The organism is Streptomyces sp. S186 (assembly GCF_051603415.1).
Classification (GTDB): Bacteria; Actinomycetota; Actinomycetes; order Streptomycetales; family Streptomycetaceae; genus Streptomyces.
The window spans coordinates 5964280-5979965 of the sequence record NZ_CP193932.1; the positions used below are offsets into that span (position 1 = coordinate 5964280).

Genomic DNA, 15686 nt, shown 5'->3' on the forward strand with positions numbered 1-15686 from the left:
CGCCAACGCCGCCGCCGTCGCCATCGCCCGGACATACGGACGGGGCCGGACCCACCGGTCCAGCCCCGCCGCTTTCCCCCGCTCCCGCGGGCAGTCGCTCACACCTGTGCGCGCCGCTCCAGCTCCGTGCAGCAGGTGTCCACGATCAGCCGGGTGACCACGTAGGGGTCCACGTTGGCGTTCGGCCGGCGGTCCTCGATGTAGCCCTTCTTCTCGACCTCGACCTGCCACGGGATGCGCACCGAGGCCCCGCGGTCCGAGGCGCCGTAGGAGTACTGGTCCCAGGGCGCGGTCTCGTGGGCGCCGGTCAGCCGCTCCTCGATGCCGGTGCCGTACTGGCGGACGTGCTCCAGCGGCTTGTCGCCCTCGCCCAGCGCCTCGCACGCGGTGATGATCGCGTCGTAGCCCTCGCGCATCGCGCGGGTGGAGAAGTTGGTGTGCGCCCCCGCGCCGTTCCAGTCGCCACGGGCCGGCTTGGCGTCCAGGGAGGCGGTGATGCCGTGCTCCTCTGCGGTGCGGTGCAGCAGCCAGCGCGCCACCCACATGTGGTCGGAGACATCCAGCGGCGACAGCGCGCCCACCTGGAACTCCCACTGTCCGGGCATCACCTCGGCGTTGATGCCGGACAGGCCGAGGCCGGCCGCCAGGCAGCGGTCGAGGTGCTGCTCGACGATCTCCCGGCCGAAGATCTCACCGGCGCCGACACCGCAGTAGTAGCCACCCTGGGGCGCGGGGAAGCCGCCGCCCTCGGGGAAGCCCAGCGGGCGCTCGCCCTTGAGGAAGGTGTACTCCTGCTCGATGCCGAAGAGCGGCTCCTGGCCGGCGAAGCGCTCGGCCACCGGGCGCAGCAGGGCCCGGGTGTTGGAGGGGTGCGGTGTGAGGTCGGTGTTGAGCACCTCGCACAGCACCAGCAGGTGGTCGCCGCCGCGGATCGGGTCCGGGCAGCTGAAGACCGGGTCGAGCACGAGGTCCGAGGAGTGACCTTCGGCCTGGTTGGTGCTGGACCCGTCGAAGCCCCAGCGCGGCAGCGAGCTCCCGTCCTTGAGGATCTTGGTCTTGGAGCGGAGCTTGGCGGTCGGCTGGGTGCCGTCGATCCAGATGTACTCGGCCTTGATGGTCACGGGGTCTTCCTATACAGGTCGGTGCGAGTACGCGTGCGGGCGTACCGGAGCACTCTCGCAACAGGCCGTTTCCCGACCGTTGCCCGTATGTGAACCACAGGTTACCCAGTCGGACATCCTCTGATTCTGCGACGATTCACCGCAAAACGCCTGGCATTCCCTCGTGCAGGCACGCGGCTGCGCTCCCGCAGCAACCCCGCGAAACCCAAGTCCCGGACCCTGCACATGAGTTCGCCGGCATCGATGCCCATGGTGGCCGCGGTGCTCCCGACGTGCCATTCATGGACGGCCGGCTGCCGCAGCCCCTCCGCCACCCGCCGCCCACATCAGAAGCCGTCCCGAGGCCCTTCATAACCCCAACGGCATGACCACATGGCGAATTTGGTCATGGAAGGCATGACCGACCGCGCCTAACGTCACAACCGCCCGGCACACCGTAAGTCCGGCAACACCGTAGTCCGACACACCGTGCCACCCACCGGATCCGCCACCCACCGGATCCGCCCCCCTCAAGGAGCCACCATGCCCACCACCACCCCGCCCTTCACCAGCTACGTCGACCTCGTGCTCGACGCCCTCGCCCGCGACCCCGACCTCCCCGTCGTCACCACGGCCGACGGCCACGACATCACCGCAGGCTCCCTGCACGCCACCGTCCACCGCATGGCCGCCGTCCTCGGCACCCATGGCGTCGGCCGCGGCCGGACCGTCTCCATCCTCAGTCGCAACCGCCCCGAGGCGCTCGCCGCCCGCTACGCCGTCAACCTCCTGGGCGCGCGGGTGGTCCTCCTCTACGACGGGATGGCCGCCGAAACCCTGGCCACGGTGGCCGAGAGCGCGGAGACCGACCTCCTCCTGGCCGACCCCGACCTGCACGACACCGCCCGCGCCCTCCTGGACGGCTGCACCGGCCTCCGCCCCGAGGCCATGACCTTCGGCCCGCCCCCTGCCGGCGCCGCCCCGCTCGGTCCCGACCTGCTCGCCGCCTGCGCCGCCCTCCCCGCCACCCCCACCGTCCCCGGCGCGGCGCGCCCCGAGGACGACTGGTGCATCCGGCACACCGGCGGAACGACCGGTGTCCCCAAGGGCGTTCGGATGGCGCACAGCGGGATTGCCGCAATGCTCGGCCGCACCTCCTGGGAGGCCGCCGGCGCCCCGCCCCGTTTCCTGGCCTGCACCTCGCTGGCCCACCTGGCGGGCATCGTGGCCGACGCCACCCTCGTGGCCGGCGGCAGCGTCGTCCTCCACCGGGAGTTCGACCCCACCGCCGTCCTGGCCACCGTCGCCCGCGAACGCATCACCCACCTCTGGCTGTTGCCGCCGCTCCTCTACCGCCTCCTGGACGACCCCACCCTCCCGTCCACCGACCTCGGATCTCTCACCCGCATCTCCTACGGGGGTTGCACCGCCTCCGCGTCCCGGATGCGCGAGGCGGCCGAGGCATTCGGCCCGGTCCTCTACGGCTGGTACGGCCAGTCCGAGGCGATGTCGATCACCGAGGCCGGCCACGCCGACCACGCCGACATCCGCACCGACCGCCCGATGACCGTCGGCCGCCCGATACCCGGTGTCGCCCTCGCCGTCCGCGACACCGAGGGCCGTGACCTGCCCCCGGGGCAGCCGGGCGAGATCCACGTCCGCTCCGCCGGCGTGATGCGTGGCTACTGGAAGCGCCCCGACCTCACCGCGGAGGTCCTCCGCGACGGCTGGCTGCGCACCGGCGACGTCGGCTACCTGGACGACGACGGCCGCCTCTACCTCGTCGACCGCCTCAAGGACGTCGTCATCGTCGTCGGCGGCCATGTCAACCCCTCCGAACTGGAGGACCTCCTGCACACCCACCCGGCCGTCGCCCACGCCGCCGCCTACGGCGTCCGCCTCCCCGACGAGACCGAGGAGGTGCACCTCGCCGTCGTCCCCGCCCCCGGCCACTCCGCAGACGAGGTCTCCCTGCCCGCCCTCCGCGCCTTCGTCACCGCCCACAAGGGCGCCCTCTACGCCCCCGCCGCCGTCCACCTCCTCAACACCATCCCCCTCACCCCCGTAGGCAAGCCCGACAAAAACCTCCTCCGCACCCTCCCGACCCCGACCCCCTGAACCACTCCCCGCACCCTGCCTCGCCGCCCTCAAATCCCCCCTGGTCAGGGGCTTTTGTCAGTGCCCGGCAGTAAAATAGAAACCAGTAAGTGAGGGTTCACCGAAGCTCCAGGAGGTCTGCCGGATGGCCGCTGCCACACTCATGACGAAACCCCTCCCGGCCCACCCGCTGCCCAAGAAACCGCTCCCCGCCGGCTGGCCCCGGGAGCGGTACGAATCCCACAACCGCCGCCTGAAGGCCATGCGCCTGGCCATAGCCCTGCTCGACACCGGCGTCTACCGCCCCGAGCACGCCACCAACGCCACCATCCGCTCCACCGCCCTCGCCATCGGCGTCCACCACCCCTCCGACACCACCTGCCGCCTGGTCCGAGCCCTCCTCTACGACAACTGCTGACCTAGCCCCACCAGTCGACCCACCGCCCGGCCCGGAACGCGCCACACTCCGGGCCGGCGCACCGGCCTGCAGCGTCCGGGCTGGTGGGGGGAGTGGAGTGGTGCGGAGCCCTACAGCCAACGAGGCAACCGTCCTCCCCTTCAACCGGAAGCCGGTCCTCGGAACCCCACCCAGAATCACAACTTCCCCTCACGGGCCCACAGAAGAGCAGAGTGCGGAACCGGCACCGACGCCCGCGCCGCCTCTTCCGGGTCGCCAAGGACGAGCCGGACCTGACCAGCGTCGACGCATGCAAAAGCCGTCGGCCGTGCCCTCCCGAAAAGGAAGGCACGGCCGACGGCTGACACACGCCCGGGCCGAAGCGGCAGCAAGCACGCTCCGACCCGGGGACGATCTTTAGATATCGAAGTAAAGCTATACGAACCCTCTGACCTGCGCGGATCCGTGCTGATCGACGGGTCCGGTGCACAACCGGTGCACATGGCAGGGAAGGCAGGTGTTTGTCTGGGCCTGCCGACCGGTCAGTGCACGCCCAGCCAAGCCATGACCTGTTCGAGGCGGGCGCATCACTGGTCGCCGCCGGCCGGGGGCGAGCCCCACCCGTCGGGAGCTCTGTGAGCGCGCTACCGGGCGGCCTTGGCGCACGGTGAGTTGCTATGGGAGACGACTCTGATACGGGCATCTTCCAAACGGATGCTCGTCTTCCGGCTGCTGGCAGGATCCCAGAACTCAACTCGGTCGCCGGATTGCGCGAAGATCACCACCGGATGGTCGTGGGGAGGCGGCGTCCCGTAGTACGGCGCCTCGGAAGAGGTTGGTTCCACGCACGCGTACTCGGCGCTGATGCCGAAGTACCCCGGGATGTCCCGGGGTGCCAAGGCGAGCGCGCGGTCCTCCGCGCCATTGCGCGCCGCGGTGTGGAGGACGAGCAGGCTGAATAGCATGCCCATCCCTATACCCAAGGTCACTGCGGGCGCCCAGGACAGCCACGGTCCCTGGACCCGCAGGGAGGGGGCGAGGAGCCGCATCCAACCCAGGTACGCCACCGGCAGCAGCGCGGCCGCGACGAACACACACAGCACCCAGAGCCCCGCCTGGATGTCGCCCAGCCCGTCCGTCCCCGGCGCGGGGCGCACCCCAAACGCCGACAAGTAGGCCCGCTGGACGAGCGTCCCGAGCCACGGCACGAGGGGAACCGCGAGGGGTACTGCCAGCGGGACGAGCCATGGAAGCGCGCGGTGCGTGGGGGTGCGCCGCACTGCCAGGTACGTTCCGCCCAGCAGGTAGCCTCCGACTACAACCACGAGAGGACCGCCAACCCGTGGGCTGTCCGCGCCGATCGCGGGCCAGAGCCCGGCGCCGAGCAGGCAGATCGCTGTCGCGGTGACGACGAGCGCCAGGAAGGCCAGAGCGTGCCAGCCCCGGGACGCCGAGGGCCTGCCGACTTCATGGACGCCCGGGTCCAGCCGCCGCAGTACCAGCGGGTGGTGCGAAAGCGTGGCCCGGGCGGTGCGTCGGGTGCGCGCCAGACGGCGCTCCCGGGGCTCGTCGAGACCGGCCGGGACGCGGACCAGCCGGACAGTGCCCGCATGCGGATCGTGCTCGCCGGTCCGCATGGCCGAGTGGAGTGCGTGGCGGAGCCGTCGGTTCACTGGCCTCCGCCTGCCCCGCAGGTGCCACTCGATCTGCGGCTGGTGGACGCGCTCCACGAGCGTGGCGTCACGGCAGTGCAGGGAGAGCTCGGCGTTCTGGGCCAGCGTGTCCAGGGTGGCGACCGCCTGTTCCACGGCTGTCTCGCGGACGCCGCGGATACGGACCTCGATCACGCGCAGCGTCCAACTGGTCTCCGTGGTCACCGTGGTCTCCCCGGCTAGCGGCTCGCGTAGGGGCCAGCCCATCGCGTCGCACACCTGCCGGAGCAGGTCCAGCTCCTCAGGACGGTTCAGGACTGCGGCGACAACGTGGACGCGGCGGTTGAAGGGCTGTCTGGCTGGGCCCGATGCTGAAGTCGACGTGCTCATAAGGGGATTCTGCCGTCACGCCCCTGTGCACCGCCCGGCCCCGGCACGCTGGCAGCTCCGTGGCCATCCCAGAACCATGCCCGCCAAGGCATACTCCGCCGGCCACACTTCGGGAATCGGGCGAGCCGTCTCGGTTAAGCCGCGAACCGGTACCGCTTACCAATCGCCTTGCGAGCCTTTTCGACTGCGCCCGTCACGCGGTGGACGTACCGGCGCAGCGTGAATGCCGGATCCTCGTGGCCGAGGAGGTCGGCGAGGGTGTAGACGTCGACACCTTCGTTGATCGCCTCGGAAGCGAAGAGGTGCCGCAGAGCGTGCATCATCTTGTCGCGGCACTCTTCCCACTTGCGGCCCTTGCCAGCGGGCTTGTCGTTGAGCGCCTTGATCGCGCCGATCGCCTCCAGAGCATCCTTCCAGAGGTAGTTGAAGTAGTTCTTGTTCAGCGGCTTGCGCTCCCGCGTCGTGAACACCAGGCGCACGGTGACCGGCTCACCGTCCTTGGTCATCCACGGCAGGGTGACCTCGACCGGCGGGTGCTTGCGAATGTGCTCGGCGAGCCGCACGGCCAACTCGTCGCCGACCGGCACGAAGCGGTCCTTGGGGTCATCGTCGGTGCCACCCTTCGGCGGGGCGAAGACGAGCGTGCCGCGGTCGTGGGTGATCTGGCGGCGTATGTGAACGACCTTGTCCTTCTGCAGCCAGTTGACGTCCTCGGGGCTGAACCCGAAGATCTCGCCCTGTCGCATGCCGAGTCCTCGGCCGCAGTCGACGGTGGCCTGGTAGCGGTCGGGCAGGTGCTCGCGCACGGCGTCCGTCTGTTCCCAGGACAGCGGCACGTCCTTCGCCGCCTTCTTCGACCGCCTCGGCTTGACGCGCTTCACCGACCCTGTCTCACAAGGGTTCTTGGCGATCAGGTCGTCGTCCACGGCCATCGCCAGTATCGACGACAGGTGCGTGAAGATCAGCCCGACGGTCGTCTCGTCCAGCACCTGCAGCCGGCGCTTGATCCAGGTCTGCACGGTGGACGACTTGATCTGGCGCAGTTTGAGTGAGCCCAGTGGCTCGATGATGTGGTTGCGGACGCGGGACTCGTACTGGGCGTAGGTCCGGGGATTGTCGAACGTCTGGTTCTCCAGCCACTGCTCGGCGACGGCCTTGAGCTGGGCCTCGCCCTTCCTGGGGTCGACGTACGTGCCGTCGTCGACGCTGCCCTGCATTTTGGTGAGGTGTTGCCGGGCGTCCTCGTACCGGTCGAAGCTCTCGCTCTGCTGCTCGCCGTCGGGGTCGCGCCACCGGGCCAACCACCTCTTGCCGCGACCGTGTTCGCGAGAGGGGACCTTGTTGTGGGCTGTGCACTTCTCCTCGTCGGCCTGCGGCCGCTTCTTGTGCCAGCGGTCGTACGGCTCAGCCACGCGGTGCCGCCAGGGAGACCGGGAGCAGGGAGGCCGGGGGGACGCCGAGGGCGGTGGCGATGGTGACGAGGTCGTCTACGTCACAACGGCGTCGGGCGCGTTCGGTGCGGCGGAGGGCCGTGTTGGTCAGCGGGCGCCCGAGGGCGGTGCAGCGCTCGGCGAGCTGCTGCTGAGAGAGGCCGCGCGCGAGGCGCAGGCGCTCGATATTGCGCGCGGTTCGGATTCCGGCGGGGCCTATTTCAATTGGTCGAGTAGCCATGGTGGATAGCTGTAACTCGAAAAGACCGGCCATGGCAAGAGTTTACTCAAGCACCCGAGAAAACTTGCTGACGCTGGCTATTTGGGCGGCTCGGCGAAGCCGGATTTCCGTGGTATGGTCCCGCGCCGCGAAATCTGGCGAGCCTCGGACAGCCTCTGGCCTGGGGGCTTGTAATGGTTCTGGCCTGGTGCTTCGGCGCTGGCTGGCATGCGGGGCGGTGATGATCCGGGAAGAAACCGGACAGAGCCTCTCGCTTTCCGGCGTGATTTCGGCAACCGGGGATTCGGGACTACGGTTTTGGTCCCACTCGGCGAAGGGCCGTTTGGTGCGGCCGTGGAATTTCCGCACAATGCCGCTGGACGCCGCAGACAACCTGTGGCTGTCTTGTCCATCCCGCCATTCCCGTGAAGGAGCCCCATGCCCCGAAACCCTCGCCCCGCGGCCGATGCCGGTGGTGTGGTCCGTGCGCCGCTGGCCACGCCGGAGGAGGTTGCGGTCTACCTCGGCGTGCCGGTGAAGACCCTGTACCAGTGGCGCCATCGCCGCATTGGCCCCAACGTCCTGAAGGTCGGCCGGCACCTGCGCTACCGCTGGCAGGAGGTGGATGCGTGGCTGAACGCCCAGACCTCGTACGACCTCACGGCCTGACCCTGCAGCTGACGCGGGCAGAGAAGCGGCCCCCGGCGATTCGTCGCCGAGGGCCTCAGATTCCCCAACTGATCGCCCATCCCTGAACGAACGAGCTGGTGAAGGGCGGGACCTTGCCCGTCCTGCCCCTCACCGGAGAGGAACGTCTATGGAGGACTCTACGTCCACCACCACTACGATCACATCCCCCACGATCTGGCCCACCGCGGCCGTCCCAGGCCAGGGCATCCCCTGGCGCCGCGAGAACCAGGCGGACACACCGTCGCCCGTGGCGAGGACCCCTGAGCGTTCGTCGAAGGAGGCCGCATGCGGGGACCAGCGTGCCGCTGATACGGCGGCTGGGGACCGTCCCCGCGATGTGCCCGCTTCCAGGTCCCCGCAAGCTACGGCCCCGATCTCCCAGTCTGCTGGAAACACACAGGTCAGCGGCGTGACGACGGGGACCGGTCCCCAAGATGCGCACGTTGCACCAGGGGACCGCAACGGGGACCGTGCTGCCCATACCCCGTTGGGGACCGACGGTCCCGTGCCTCCCGACGTCACGGTCCCCGATGACGGATCGGGCACTGGGGACCATGACGGTGCCGAAGCCGTGGCAGCTGGTGAGGGGGCCGTGCTGCTGGATGAGTTGCGGGCGGCGATCGGCAAGTACGTGGTGCTGCCCAGCCAGGAGGCGCTGACCGCGGTCACTCTGTGGGTGGCGGCCACGCACATCCAGACCGCTCTGCAGCACGCGCCCCGCCTGGCGGTGATAAGTGCGACCAAGGGGTGCGGCAAGTCCCGTGTGCTGGACGTGCTCTACGAGACCGTCCTCGACCCGATGATGACGGTGAACACCTCTCCGGCGGTCATCTTCCGCACCATCGGCAAGATCCCGCCCACCTTGCTGGTGGACGAGGCGGACACCATCTTCGGCCCCAAGGCAAGTGGCGACAGCGAGATCCTGCGCGGTCTGCTGAACGCGGGCCATCAGCGCAACCGGCCCGCCTGGCGGATCTCCGGTCCGGAACACAAGCCCACCCCGTTCCCCACCTTCGCGATGGCCGCGATCGCGGGGATCGGTGACCTGCCCGACACCATCACAGACCGGTCGGTCGTGCTGCGGATACAAAAGCGCAAGCCCGGCGAGAAGGTCGCCCCGTTCCGCTCGCGGTACGCAGCGCCTGAACTCAACGCGCTACGGGACCGGCTGGCCGCCTGGCTGGGGCCGCTGCGGAGCACGGCGGCCCGTATGGTGCCGCAGATGCCGGTGGAGGACCGGGCGGCGGATACCTGGGAGCCGCTGGTCATCATCGCCGACCTGGCCGGCGGTCACTGGCCCGCCCAGGCCCGTGCCGCATGCGTGGCCATGACCCGCTTCGAGGCGGTCCAGGACGAGCAGACCAGCGTGAAGGTGCGGCTGCTGCGCGACATCCACCGCATCTTCGAGCGGGCGAACAACCCCGAGGCCCTGTCCACCCAGGACCTGGTCGCCGCGCTGATCCAGGACGCCGACGCCCCGTGGGCGGAGCACGGCACCAAGGGACTGAACGCCTACCACCTGGGCAACCTGCTGCGGGACTTCGGCATCGGCCCGGCCAACTACCGCTTCGCGGGCGGCAGGCAGGCCAAGGCGTACACGCGCAACCGGTTCCTGGATGCCTGGGCCCGCCACTGCCCCGACCTCACCGAGGCGACACCCGAGCCCATACACGGCGGCGCGCCTGCCCGTCCGGCCCAGGGCAAGCCGCCCACCGCCCCGGCGGGTTCGCTGCCCGTCGGCCCGCCAGGCTCCGCCGGGCCGAGGCGAACTCTCTGATCCCACCCCGGGGCGTAGTCCGTAGCACTGCGTCGCAACCGTCCCCGCGCAGGTCAGCGCGGGGACGGACGTTTTCGCCGGGACGCACTTCTCCGTACCTGGGCTGGTGTCCGTACCTGTCCTGACCAGGCATGCGACGCATGCAACGGACGTGACACAGCCCCACCCCTCATGCCACTGGAGCACCGCCATGCACACTGACAACGACACCGACCCCGCCTCCTCCCGCCGCTGGGGATGGTTCGGCCTGGCCCGACGAACAGCAGCAAGCTGGAGCGAACGAGCCTCTAACGAGGCTTCGTCCGCGCTTGCCCCCGCCCCAGGGGTGGCGGAGGACGAGGGGGCCGGGCGCCAGCGGGCACCCGAGCCAGGGGAGGGGCAGCCCAGCACCGCGCCCTGCACCGACAGCGCCGAGCAGCCCGCTACCGACTCCGCCACCCCACACACCGAACCGCCCGCCGACGATCGAACGCCCATTGAGCAGCCCTCGTGGCGTGAGCCGGATGCCCCCACGTTGCCCGCGCGGATGAACCGCAAGCGCACCACCGAGAAGCGCGACCGAGACAAGACCATCCGCTTCACCCCGACCGCCGTACGGATCATCGATGCAGAAGCCAAGCGGCGAAACCAGACTTTCGCCGGGTTCGTCGGCGACGCCGCCCTGGCGGTCGCGCTCGGTAAGACGAACATGGCCGGCAGCCCCGAGGACGACCCCATCCGCCCACTGGTAGAGGCCATCGAGGCGCACACCAAGGCACTGAACCGGATCGGCACCAACCTCAACCAGATCACCATGGTCGTCCACTCCGGCGCGATACCCGAGCGCACCGAGGCCGTCCTCGACCACATCGAGCAGGCCGCCGAGGCCAGTTACCGGCTGATGGACCAGCTCCTGGCGGAAGGCGCCGCGCATGGTGCCTGACGTCTCCACCGGCTCCGACACCCGCGGCCTGATCAACTACCTCTTTGGCAAGGGCTGGCGCGACGAGCACACCGACCCGCACATCGTGGCCGCTTGGGACATGGCCGGCGCCCCCGACCCCGGCCGTGACCCCGAGGCCACCTACACCCAACTTGCCAACCGTCTCGACCACCACGTCGACCTGCGCACGCGCGAGCTGGGTGGCAAGAAGCCGCCGCAGCACGTGTGGCACTGTCCGGTGCGCACCGCGCCCGGTGACCGCTACCTGGCCGATACCGAGTGGGCCGAGGTCGCCCGCCGCGTCGTTGCCGCCACCGGCATCGCGCCCGAGGGCGACGAGAAAGCCTGCCGGTGGATCGCGGTACGGCACGCGGATGACCACATCCACATCCTGGCCACCACTGTCCGCGCCGATGGCCGCCGGCCCCGGACGAACCGGGACGGCTGGCGGGCCCAGAAGGAGTGCCGCAAGATCGAGGCCGAGTTCGGGCTGCGCCGCCTCAAGCCCGGCGACCTCACCGCGCCCCGCACGCCGACCGGAGCAGAGCGGGCCAAGGCCGAGCGCCAGGGGCAGGACGTGACCGCGCGGGAGTGGCTGCGCGAGCAGGCGTACGCGGTCGCCGCCGCCGTCCACAGCATCGATGACTACTTCACCGTGCTGGGCTCGCTCGGCATCCAGGTCAAGCCGCGCATCAGCACCAAGACCGGTGAAGTGGATGGCTACAGCCTGGCCGCACCCGGCGACACCGTCTGGTACGGCGGCTCCAAACTCGCCCCCGACCTGTCCTACAACCGTCTGACCGAACGCCTCCCCACCCAGGAGGTGGCCGACCGACCCCAGCAGGCGGCGGACCCGGCCGACTCGTGGCGCCGTACCGAATCCGCCGTGCGCACGGCTCGCACGGTTCTCGATGCGGGCGACGATGCCGTGGCCCAAGGGCACCTGGAAGCCTTCGGCGACATCCTGCACAACCTCGCCCGCGCCATACCTGGCCCGCACCAGGAGCAACTGCAAGCGGCAGCCCAGGCGTTCAACCGCGCCCGCCGCTCGGCGATCCGGGCCGACCACCAAGCCGCCACCGAACTGCGCCGAGCCGCCAAGGAACTCGCGTACGCCCCCAACCTTCCCGGTGGCCTGGTCATCGCCGTGCTCTTCGCGGCCCTGCATGTGGCCCGCGCCGCCGTCAAGTGGCACGAGCAACGCGGCCACGAGCAGCAGGCCGCCGCAGCCGAACAAGCCGTCCGCCACCTACAGGACAGCTACCAGCAGGCCGCCGAGCCGGTCCTGGCGGGCCTCACCCGCCGCGCCCCACGCCCCCAGACCGTCCAGCGCTTCGAGGCCGCCGTGCGCCAGGCCGTTCCCGACCACGCCGACCGCATCCTCACCGACCCTGCCTGGCTCGCCCTCGCCACGACCCTGGCCCGCGCCGAATCCGCCGGCCACAACCCCCGCCACCTGCTGGCCGAAGTCAGCGCCCGCCGAGAACTCGACTCCGCCGAACGCCCGGCCGAGGTCCTCAACTGGCGCATCACCGCCCAGCCGAACAAGCGCGCACAGGCAGCACGCACGCCAAACACTCTCAACACCACACGCGCTACGCAGGCACCGCAGCCCGTGGCCACACTGGTGAACATCAGGCCCGAGGAACGAGGACGATGCCGATAGCGCCCCAGACTCCTCGATGCCGCTGATCCAGCGTGGTGCCCTCACCGCTTCTCGGGGCGAGGGCACCATCAGCACCCTGCCCTGTGATTACGTCAGGCTGCTTCGGTTCCGTGCGAAGCACCGGACCCGCAAGCTGGCGTTACAGGCAAGTGCCCGGCCCATTCCAGAGCCTCGACCAGGTGCTCAGCCTGCAGCCCGACACGAGGATCGGGCTGAAGAAGAAGGGTTGCCGCGCTGTGGGCAGTGCGTTCCGCGGCCCAGGCGTGGTCGAGGCTGGTGAAGTCGTCGTCGATCCACACGGCCGGTGCGTCGGCCAGCCAGGCATCGACGTGGTCACGTTTCCAGAGGTAGCCGTTGGGGTGACTGGTGGTGATCTGCGGCCGGGGAAGATCGACGTACGGCAGGGGCGGGAGGCCGAGCAGCGGCCCGATCAGGGTGGTGGCGTCCTGGCGCCAGCTCGTGCACCAGACCGGAGAGACCAGCCCGCTGCGGATTACGTCCATGAGCATGGGGCCGTCGGCAGCGTTGAGCCAGACCGTGACCGGATCGTCGGCGTTCCGGCCGGTGGGGACGACATCGTGGCGGGCGTGGGTCGTTGGGGTGTTCCCGTGGTCGTCGGGGAACGGTATGAGGACGCCGTCGATGTCGAGGAGCAAGTAGGGCAGGCGCATCGGTTCCTCCAGAGGAAGCCGGGCGAGATCAGAGCTTGCGTGCGGTGATCAGCAAGGTGGTGGGCCAGCCGCGGGTGTCGTGGAACTCCCGGGCTGACGTGAGCCAGAGGCCCGCGCGGTCGAGGTGCTTTTCCCAGCGGCCGGTGTCGAAGTCCCAGCGGGCGATCGGGAGCCGGGTGCGGTCGGGCAGGGTGACGTAGTCGAGGCAGGGCCGGTCATCAGTGGTTGGTCGTCTGCCACCGCGCTGGGGGTGGGGGGTGGAGAAGGCCAGGGTGCGGCCCGGTTTGAGGTGCTGGGCGATGGCGGGTAGCAGGAGTTCGGGGGCGACGAGGCCGACCGCGCCGAAGACGGAGTAGATCGCGTCGAACCGCTCGTCGGATGCCTGTAGGTAGTGCAAGGCGTGGCCGGCTACGAACGTCAGGTTGCTCAGCCGTCCGTAATGCGAGCGGGCTCGACGGACCTGAAGGCCGACCAGGTCGACGCCGGTGACTCGGGCTCCGCGGCGGGTGGCGAGGTAGGCGGCGTTGTGACCGGGGCCGCAGCCGAGTTCCAGCACCCGCTTGCCGCCCAGGTCCACGCCGAATATCTCGGCGCCAGGGCCTCGGCCGGGCCACGTGGTCCACTCCATCCGCGCTGGCACGGACAGCGGTTCGGCGGGGCCGGCCTCGGTGCGCTGGAGAGCGTGGACGTACCACGGGGAAGCCTGGGCGAACATCTAGATCTCCAGGAGCTGGAGGACGTCGGTCAGGTGGCGGCGGACGGTCTTGATGTACGCGGGGTCGGTGGACGGGTCGTTGATCCAGCGGATGGCCTGCTCCATGAACCACTCGACGGCCCACATGCGGTGCCAGCCCAGCGCCCACTTCTCGGCGGCGAGCCCACCACGCTCGGCGAGGGCATCGGGAGTGCCGCCTTCGGTGACGTACACCTCCAGGAAGACGCGCAGGCGTACGGGGTCTGGGGTGTCGAGGGTGCCGTGCCAGCTGGCGAGGTCGAGCAGTCCGGGGCCGGTGAAGGCGCGGGCGAAGTCGAGCAGTTTCCAGCCGCTCTGGCCGATGTGGAGGCTGGTGGGATGGAACTCCGAGTGGACCCAGCCGAACGGTGCCACCGTCGCCCCGGCCGAACGGGCCTCAGCGGCGCGGACGATCCGATCGAGGGCATCCTCGATATCGTCTGCCGCCTGCCACCGTTCCTCCTTCCGGAGTTGATCGAGGTGATCCAGGGCTCGGCTCGGCAGTGAAAGCAGCCGTGCCCGGTCGAGGACGGGCAGCGTGGCAGCCGTGGGGGTGTGGTGGAGGACCACGGCCGCGGCGGCGCCGTCGAGGTCGTCGGCCTCGCGGATGGCAGGGCCGAGGTCTTCCAGAAGCATCCCGAGCCAGCCACCCAGGACGGCAGAGGCATGGACTTGCGGGACCGGGACGCCGTGACTGTGGGCCAGGCGGAGGGCCCGGTCCTCGTTGTCGAACGGCTTCTTGGCGTACTTGAAGATGGCGGTGGTGCCGTCGGGGAAGGTCAGTCGTTCGACGCCGGACATGGACCACACACGCACCCTCTTGCGAGTTGGGGCGGGGCGGTCGGCGATGCTGAGCAGGTTGTCCAGGAGTTCGGCGTTGAGGTTCGCGTCCATGCGGGGGCTCCGGTGTGGGGTTGGAGGCGTCCGGGGCGGGCGAGTGGTGCCGACCCGCCCCGGAGCCTGGCGGAAGGGGACTACGCGGCAGGGCTCACGCGGTGCGCGTAGACCTGCTCGATCCAGCGGGCCTTGAAGGCCGCGAGGTCGTCGCGAAAGGTGGTCATCGACGCACCGTAGGGCGCCACGACGCCGCCGGACTGGTCCGGCACGGACTGGCAGCCGTGCACCAGCCGGCCGCCGAGGGCCGCGTGGGCCTTGATGGACTCGATGCGGCGGTGCTCGTTGAACCAGCCGCCGTGGTAGACCTCGTCGAGCAGCCCGCCCATCTCCTCGTCCAGGTCGAAGACGACGGAGGTGGCGGCGGGGAAGAACCAGCACGGGCCGACGTTGGAGATGTGCCCGTTCAGCTCCACCTTGTTCAGCGCCATCAACGTCGCCGCCTCACGTAGCATCCGCAGGTGCTCGGTGGTGATCTGCGGCAGGCCGAGGCTGGCGAGGTGCTCGTCGCGGAACAGATACGCGTATACCTCGTACGCGGTGGCCAGGACGTGGGCGGCGTCCGACGTGGACTGGCTGTGAGCCTTGATGAAGTTCAGCGCGAGCTGCTCGACCGCGCTCTCGGTCGTCTCGTACACGGTCAAGAGCTGGGACTTGACCAGCTCCCAGTCGGCGACGAGCCAGGTGTGGGACTCGAAGCGGAAGAAGTACTCGGTCGGGTCGATGGTGATGCGCCGGCCGTCGACCTGGATGCCGGGCAGACGGCTCCATCGGTCGTCGAACGCCTCGGGAAGCTCGACCGTGATGGCCGTCGTGTCGATGGTGGTCACCGTGTCTCCGTCTCTCTTCGGCCGGTTTCAGGCACAGGGGTGCCCGAAGCCGGTGTAGGCGTACGGAACTTCGGGAAGCCACCCGGCCCAAGGGGGAGCCTGGATCACGGTCGCGCCGTTCCGGGCGGCTGGTGATTAGTGAACCCTCCTTCACGCACAGTGGGTACGGTGAGAGGGAGTTGAAGCGGTATACGCGGTTTACAGCTCCGGATCGGAG

At 69.8% G+C, this 15686-nt stretch carries 14 protein-coding genes; 6 read left to right on the plus strand and 8 right to left on the minus strand.

Annotated elements, in window-relative coordinates:
- Positions 1–98: 98 nt before the first annotated feature.
- Positions 99–1121: a glutamine synthetase gene (gene glnII / locus ACRAS8_RS25655; RefSeq protein ID WP_438488354.1), complete on the minus strand. Its 1023-nt coding sequence runs from the start codon at positions 1119–1121 to the stop codon at positions 99–101.
- Between the two features lie 522 nt (positions 1122–1643).
- Between glnII and ACRAS8_RS25660 the strand changes: the two genes are divergently transcribed.
- Both ACRAS8_RS25660 and ACRAS8_RS25665 read left to right on the plus strand, forming a co-directional pair.
- Positions 1644–3218 (plus strand): AMP-binding protein, encoded by a 1575-nt coding sequence (locus tag ACRAS8_RS25660; protein WP_438488355.1) that lies wholly within the window; start codon positions 1644–1646, stop codon positions 3216–3218.
- Between the two features lie 124 nt (positions 3219–3342).
- Positions 3343–3615: a hypothetical protein gene (locus tag ACRAS8_RS25665; RefSeq protein ID WP_438488356.1), complete on the plus strand. Its 273-nt coding sequence runs from the start codon at positions 3343–3345 to the stop codon at positions 3613–3615.
- Positions 3616–4238: 623 nt separating this feature from the next.
- Here the strand turns inward: ACRAS8_RS25665 and ACRAS8_RS25670 are convergent.
- The 3 genes from ACRAS8_RS25670 to ACRAS8_RS25680 all read right to left on the minus strand — a co-directional run bounded on the left by ACRAS8_RS25670 (position 4239) and on the right by ACRAS8_RS25680 (position 7307).
- Complete coding sequence (locus ACRAS8_RS25670; protein ID WP_438488357.1) at positions 4239–5471, minus strand: hypothetical protein; 1233 nt, start codon at positions 5469–5471, stop codon at positions 4239–4241.
- A 299-nt stretch (positions 5472–5770) separates the two neighbouring features.
- A complete protein-coding gene (locus ACRAS8_RS25675; protein WP_438488358.1) occupies positions 5771–7048 on the minus strand; it encodes a tyrosine-type recombinase/integrase in 1278 nt (425 codons plus the stop codon).
- A complete protein-coding gene (locus ACRAS8_RS25680) occupies positions 7041–7307 on the minus strand; it encodes a helix-turn-helix domain-containing protein (protein WP_438488359.1) in 267 nt (88 codons plus the stop codon). The genes ACRAS8_RS25675 and ACRAS8_RS25680 overlap by 8 nt, the downstream gene beginning before the upstream one ends.
- Positions 7308–7724: 417 nt before the next feature.
- Between ACRAS8_RS25680 and ACRAS8_RS25685 the strand changes: the two genes are divergently transcribed.
- From ACRAS8_RS25685 to ACRAS8_RS25700, 4 genes are all read left to right on the plus strand, one after another.
- Positions 7725–7955 carry a helix-turn-helix domain-containing protein gene (locus ACRAS8_RS25685; RefSeq protein WP_438488360.1) on the plus strand — a complete coding sequence of 77 codons (231 nt, stop codon included), beginning with the start codon at positions 7725–7727 and terminating at the stop codon, positions 7953–7955.
- 592 nt (positions 7956–8547) lie between these two features.
- Positions 8548–9753 (plus strand): DUF3631 domain-containing protein, encoded by a 1206-nt coding sequence (locus tag ACRAS8_RS25690; RefSeq protein ID WP_438488361.1) that lies wholly within the window; start codon positions 8548–8550, stop codon positions 9751–9753.
- A gap of 190 nt (positions 9754–9943) precedes the next feature.
- Positions 9944–10675 carry a hypothetical protein gene (locus ACRAS8_RS25695; RefSeq protein ID WP_438488362.1) on the plus strand — a complete coding sequence of 244 codons (732 nt, stop codon included), beginning with the start codon at positions 9944–9946 and terminating at the stop codon, positions 10673–10675.
- Positions 10665–12341, plus strand: a complete 1677-nt coding sequence (locus ACRAS8_RS25700) for a relaxase/mobilization nuclease domain-containing protein (protein ID WP_438488363.1) — start codon at positions 10665–10667, stop codon at positions 12339–12341. The genes ACRAS8_RS25695 and ACRAS8_RS25700 overlap by 11 nt, the downstream gene beginning before the upstream one ends.
- A 92-nt stretch (positions 12342–12433) precedes the next feature.
- On the opposite strand, the gene ACRAS8_RS25705 is transcribed toward ACRAS8_RS25700, so the two are convergent.
- The 4 genes from ACRAS8_RS25705 to ACRAS8_RS25720 form a co-directional block, all read right to left on the minus strand.
- On the minus strand, positions 12434–13012 hold the full coding sequence (locus tag ACRAS8_RS25705; RefSeq protein WP_438488364.1) for an HAD domain-containing protein: 579 nt from the start codon (positions 13010–13012) through the stop codon (positions 12434–12436).
- A 28-nt stretch (positions 13013–13040) separates the two neighbouring features.
- Entirely contained in the window at positions 13041–13727 is a 687-nt protein-coding gene (locus tag ACRAS8_RS25710; RefSeq protein ID WP_438488365.1) for a class I SAM-dependent methyltransferase, read from the minus strand.
- Positions 13728–14639: an aminoglycoside phosphotransferase family protein gene (locus ACRAS8_RS25715; protein ID WP_438488366.1), complete on the minus strand. Its 912-nt coding sequence runs from the start codon at positions 14637–14639 to the stop codon at positions 13728–13730.
- Between the two features lie 80 nt (positions 14640–14719).
- On the minus strand, positions 14720–15469 hold the full coding sequence (locus tag ACRAS8_RS25720; protein ID WP_438488367.1) for a hypothetical protein: 750 nt from the start codon (positions 15467–15469) through the stop codon (positions 14720–14722).
- Between the last annotated feature and the right edge of the window lie 217 nt (positions 15470–15686).

Coding starts and splice junctions, on each gene's coding strand:
- ACRAS8_RS25660 (WP_438488355.1), top strand. CDS start 1,644: ATGCCCACCACCACCCCGCCCTTCACCAGCTACGTCGACCTCGTGCTC.
- ACRAS8_RS25665 (WP_438488356.1), top strand. CDS start 3,343: ATGGCCGCTGCCACACTCATGACGAAACCCCTCCCGGCCCACCCGCTG.
- ACRAS8_RS25680 (WP_438488359.1), bottom strand. CDS start 7,307: ATGGCTACTCGACCAATTGAAATAGGCCCCGCCGGAATCCGAACCGCG.
- ACRAS8_RS25685 (WP_438488360.1), top strand. CDS start 7,725: ATGCCCCGAAACCCTCGCCCCGCGGCCGATGCCGGTGGTGTGGTCCGT.
- ACRAS8_RS25695 (WP_438488362.1), top strand. CDS start 9,944: ATGCACACTGACAACGACACCGACCCCGCCTCCTCCCGCCGCTGGGGA.
- ACRAS8_RS25700 (WP_438488363.1), top strand. CDS start 10,665: ATGGTGCCTGACGTCTCCACCGGCTCCGACACCCGCGGCCTGATCAAC.
- ACRAS8_RS25705 (WP_438488364.1), bottom strand. CDS start 13,012: ATGCGCCTGCCCTACTTGCTCCTCGACATCGACGGCGTCCTCATACCG.
- ACRAS8_RS25710 (WP_438488365.1), bottom strand. CDS start 13,727: ATGTTCGCCCAGGCTTCCCCGTGGTACGTCCACGCTCTCCAGCGCACC.
- ACRAS8_RS25715 (WP_438488366.1), bottom strand. CDS start 14,639: ATGGACGCGAACCTCAACGCCGAACTCCTGGACAACCTGCTCAGCATC.